Annotated in this window: 3 protein-coding genes; 2 read left to right on the forward strand and 1 reads right to left on the reverse strand. The window is 69.9% G+C overall.

Translation table 11 applies throughout. The annotated features are described in order from the left end of the window. Both FV228_RS24365 and FV228_RS24370 read left to right on the forward strand, forming a co-directional pair. On the forward strand, positions 1-1,461 hold a 1,461-nt coding region (locus FV228_RS24365), incomplete at its 5' end, for a phosphoenolpyruvate carboxylase (RefSeq protein WP_147856920.1). A gap of 107 nt (positions 1,462-1,568) precedes the next feature. Then, positions 1,569-2,540 (forward strand): CoA ester lyase, encoded by a 972-nt coding sequence (locus tag FV228_RS24370; protein ID WP_147856921.1) that lies wholly within the window; start codon positions 1,569-1,571, stop codon positions 2,538-2,540. A 91-nt stretch (positions 2,541-2,631) separates the two neighbouring features. Here FV228_RS24370 and FV228_RS24375 read toward each other — a convergent pair. Continuing rightward, a partial coding sequence (locus tag FV228_RS24375; RefSeq protein WP_147856922.1) for a galactosyltransferase-related protein occupies positions 2,632-3,279 on the reverse strand: 648 nt, incomplete at its 5' end.

Genomic DNA, 3,279 nt, shown 5'->3' on the forward strand with positions numbered 1-3,279 from the left:
CCGGCGCTCGGCACCGCGGCGTGGCGGCAATGGCTCGACGCCGAACTGGTGCGGCCCCGGGATCCCGAGCGCTCCTTCGAGAACCTGCCCGACGCAGCCCGTGAGACGCTGGCGACCTTCGCGCTGGTCGCCGAGATGCGCGAGACCCTCGACCGGGAGGCGTTCGGCGCCTTCGTCCTGTCGATGACCCGCTCCGTCGAGGACGTGCTCGGCGCCTACCTGCTGGCCAAGGAGGCCGGCGTGTTCCTCGATGCCGCCGGCCCGGAGATCCGCCCGGAGATCTGTCCGCTCGCGATCGTGCCGCTGTTCGAGACCATCGACGACCTGCGCGCCGCCCCGGCGATCATGCGCGAACTCCTGACCGTTCCGGTGGTGCGCCGCTCGACCCGCTGGCAGGGCGGCGTCCAGGAGGTGATGATCGGCTATTCCGACTCCAACAAGGATGGCGGCTTCGTCGCCGCCAACTGGGAGCTGTACAAGGCGCAGAGCAAGCTCACCCGCCTCGGCCAGGAACTCGGCGTCGGCATCGCGTTCTTCCACGGCCGCGGCGGCTCGGTGAGCCGGGGCGGCGTGCCGACCCACCGGGGCATCATGGCCCAGCCGCCGGGCTCGATCCGCGGCCGGTTCCGCACCACCGAGCAGGGCGAGGTCGTCTCGTTCAAGTACGCCAACCGCGGCACCGCCGCCTACCAGATGGAGCTGCTCGCCGCCTCGGTGTTCGAGCACGCCCTGGCGGGTGACGGCGAGCGGGCGAGTGTCGGCCACGACGACGCCCTGGAGGCGTTGGCCGGCGCCTCGCGGGCGGCCTACGTCCGGCTGCTTCAGACCGACGGGCTGGTCGACTACTTCCAGTCGGCGAGCCCGCTGGACGAGATCGCGCTCCTGAATATCGGCTCGCGTCCGGCACGCCGGTTCGGCGCCCGCTCGCTCTCGGATCTCCGGGCGATCCCGTGGGTGTTCGCCTGGTCGCAGAACCGGCACGTGATCACGGGCTGGTACGGCGTCGGCTCGGGGCTCGCGAGCTTCCTCGAGGTGCGCGGCCCGGACGGCGAGGCGACCTTGCGCCGCCTGTTCCAGGAATCCCGCGTGTTCCGCCTCGTCCTCGACGAGGTCGAGAAGACCTTGATGATGGTCGATCTCGACATCGCCCGGGCCTATGCGGGCCTCGTCCAGGACGCAGGCGTCCGGGACCGGATCTTCTCGATGATCGAGGCCGAGTACGCGCTCACCCGTGAGATGGTGCTGCGGGTGAGCGGCGGAACCGAGCTGGCCGAGCGCTTCCCGCTGTTCCGCGACCGGCTGAAGGGCCGGCTGCCGACGATCAACCAGGTCGGCCGCGAGCAGGTCGAGCTGCTGGCCCGCTACCGGGCCGAGACCGACGAGGACCGGCGCGAGGCGGTGAAATCCGCCCTGCTCCTGTCGATCAACTGCATCGCGGTCGGCTTCGGCTCGACCGGGTGAGGTGGGGTGCCCTGTCTGAGCCCGACACCTGACCCATCTTGTTCCCGGAGGGCGATCCCTACGCACCCCGGCGGCACCAGAACCGTCACCAGGAGAGAGAAACACCCATGAGCTTCACGCTGATCCAGCAGGCCAAGCCGCGCCTGCATCGCTCCGAACTCGCCGTCCCGGGCTCGAACCCGACCTTCATGGAGAAGTCGGCCCAGTCGACCGCCGACGTGATCTTCCTCGACCTCGAGGATGCGGTCGCCCCCGACGACAAGGAGAAGGCCCGCACCAACATCATCCAGGCTCTGAACGACCTGGATTGGGGCACCAAGACCATGATGATCCGCATCAACGGTCTCGACACCCACTACATGTACCGCGACGTGGTCGACATCGTCGAAGCCTGCCCGCGCCTCGACATGGTGCTGATCCCCAAGGTCGGCGTGCCGGCCGACGTCTACGCCATCGACGTGCTGGTCACCCAGATCGAGCAGGCCAAGAAGCGCGAGAAGCAGATCGGCTTCGAGGTGCTGATCGAGACCGCGCTCGGCATGGCCAACGTCGAGGCGATCGCCCAGTCGTCGAAGCGCCTCGAGGCGATGTCCTTCGGCGTGGCCGACTACGCTGCCTCGACCCGCGCCCGCTCCACGGTGATCGGCGGCGTCAACGCCGACTTCTCGGTGCTCACCGACAAGGACGAGGCCGGCAACCGCCAGACCCATTGGCAGGACCCGTGGCTGTTCGCCCAGAACCGCATGCTGGTGGCCTGCCGCGCCTACGGCCTGCGCCCGATCGACGGCCCGTTCGGCGATTTCTCCGATCCGGACGGCTACAAGTCGGCGGCCAAGCGCTGCGCCGCGCTGGGCTTCGAGGGCAAGTGGGCGATCCATCCCTCGCAGATCGACCTCGCCAACGAGGTGTTCACGCCGTCCGAGGCCGAGGTCACCAAGGCCCGCCGCATCCTGGAAGCCATGCAGGAGGCCGCCAAGGCCGGCCGCGGCGCCGTCTCCCTCGACGGCCGCCTGATCGACATCGCGTCGATCCGCATGGCCGAGGCGCTGATCGAGAAGGCGAACGCCATGAAGGCGTGAGGCCGCCTTTGCCCTTCCCCACGGGGAGGGGCGATTTGCCCTGCGTCGCGGCCGGCATGATCGGTCGCGACGCAAGACGTTCAAGACATCCTCAGAACGGCCGCGTGTCCGGCAGCCGTGCCGCCGCCATCTCCGACGGGGTCGGGTCGCGGTAGACCACGATCCCGTTCGACCGGTCGGCCGCGATCAGGCCGAGGCGACCGAACCCGTCGAGCCAGCCGTCCATCGGCCAGACGCCGTGGCGGGCGTGGAAGCGGCCGGCGTTGGCGACGATGTCGCGGAAGTGCTGCAGCGGCGGATCGTAGCTCGCATGGTGCTGGTGGTATGCCCGCGGGCCGCCGAGGAACAGGATCGGTACCCCGGCCGCATCGGCCCGGAACGCGAGGTCGGTATCCTCGGCTCCGTAGCCGGAGAACGACTCGTCGAAGCCGCCGATCCGGTCGTAGGTCGCGGCCCGCACCGCGAAGGCCAGGGACCAGAACAGGCCGGGCTGCGGTGCCGGCGCCACCAGGCCGGGACCCGGGAAAGTGCGCACCGGGTGCGGATGGCCGAGCCGATGGAGGTCGCCCTCCCGCCATCCATCGGTGACCGCGCCGGCGGGCAGGTAGCCGATCTCGCAGCAGATCAAGGCGTCATGCTGGGCCACCGCGTCCGACAGGCCGGCGACCAGGCCGTGCGACGGGATGCAATCGACGTCGAGGAAGACCAGCGTGTCGGTGTGGGCCGCCCGACGCCTGCA

Origin of the sequence: Methylobacterium sp. WL18, assembly GCF_008040015.1 — a bacterium.
Taxonomy (GTDB): Bacteria; Pseudomonadota; Alphaproteobacteria; order Rhizobiales; family Beijerinckiaceae; genus Methylobacterium; species Methylobacterium mesophilicum.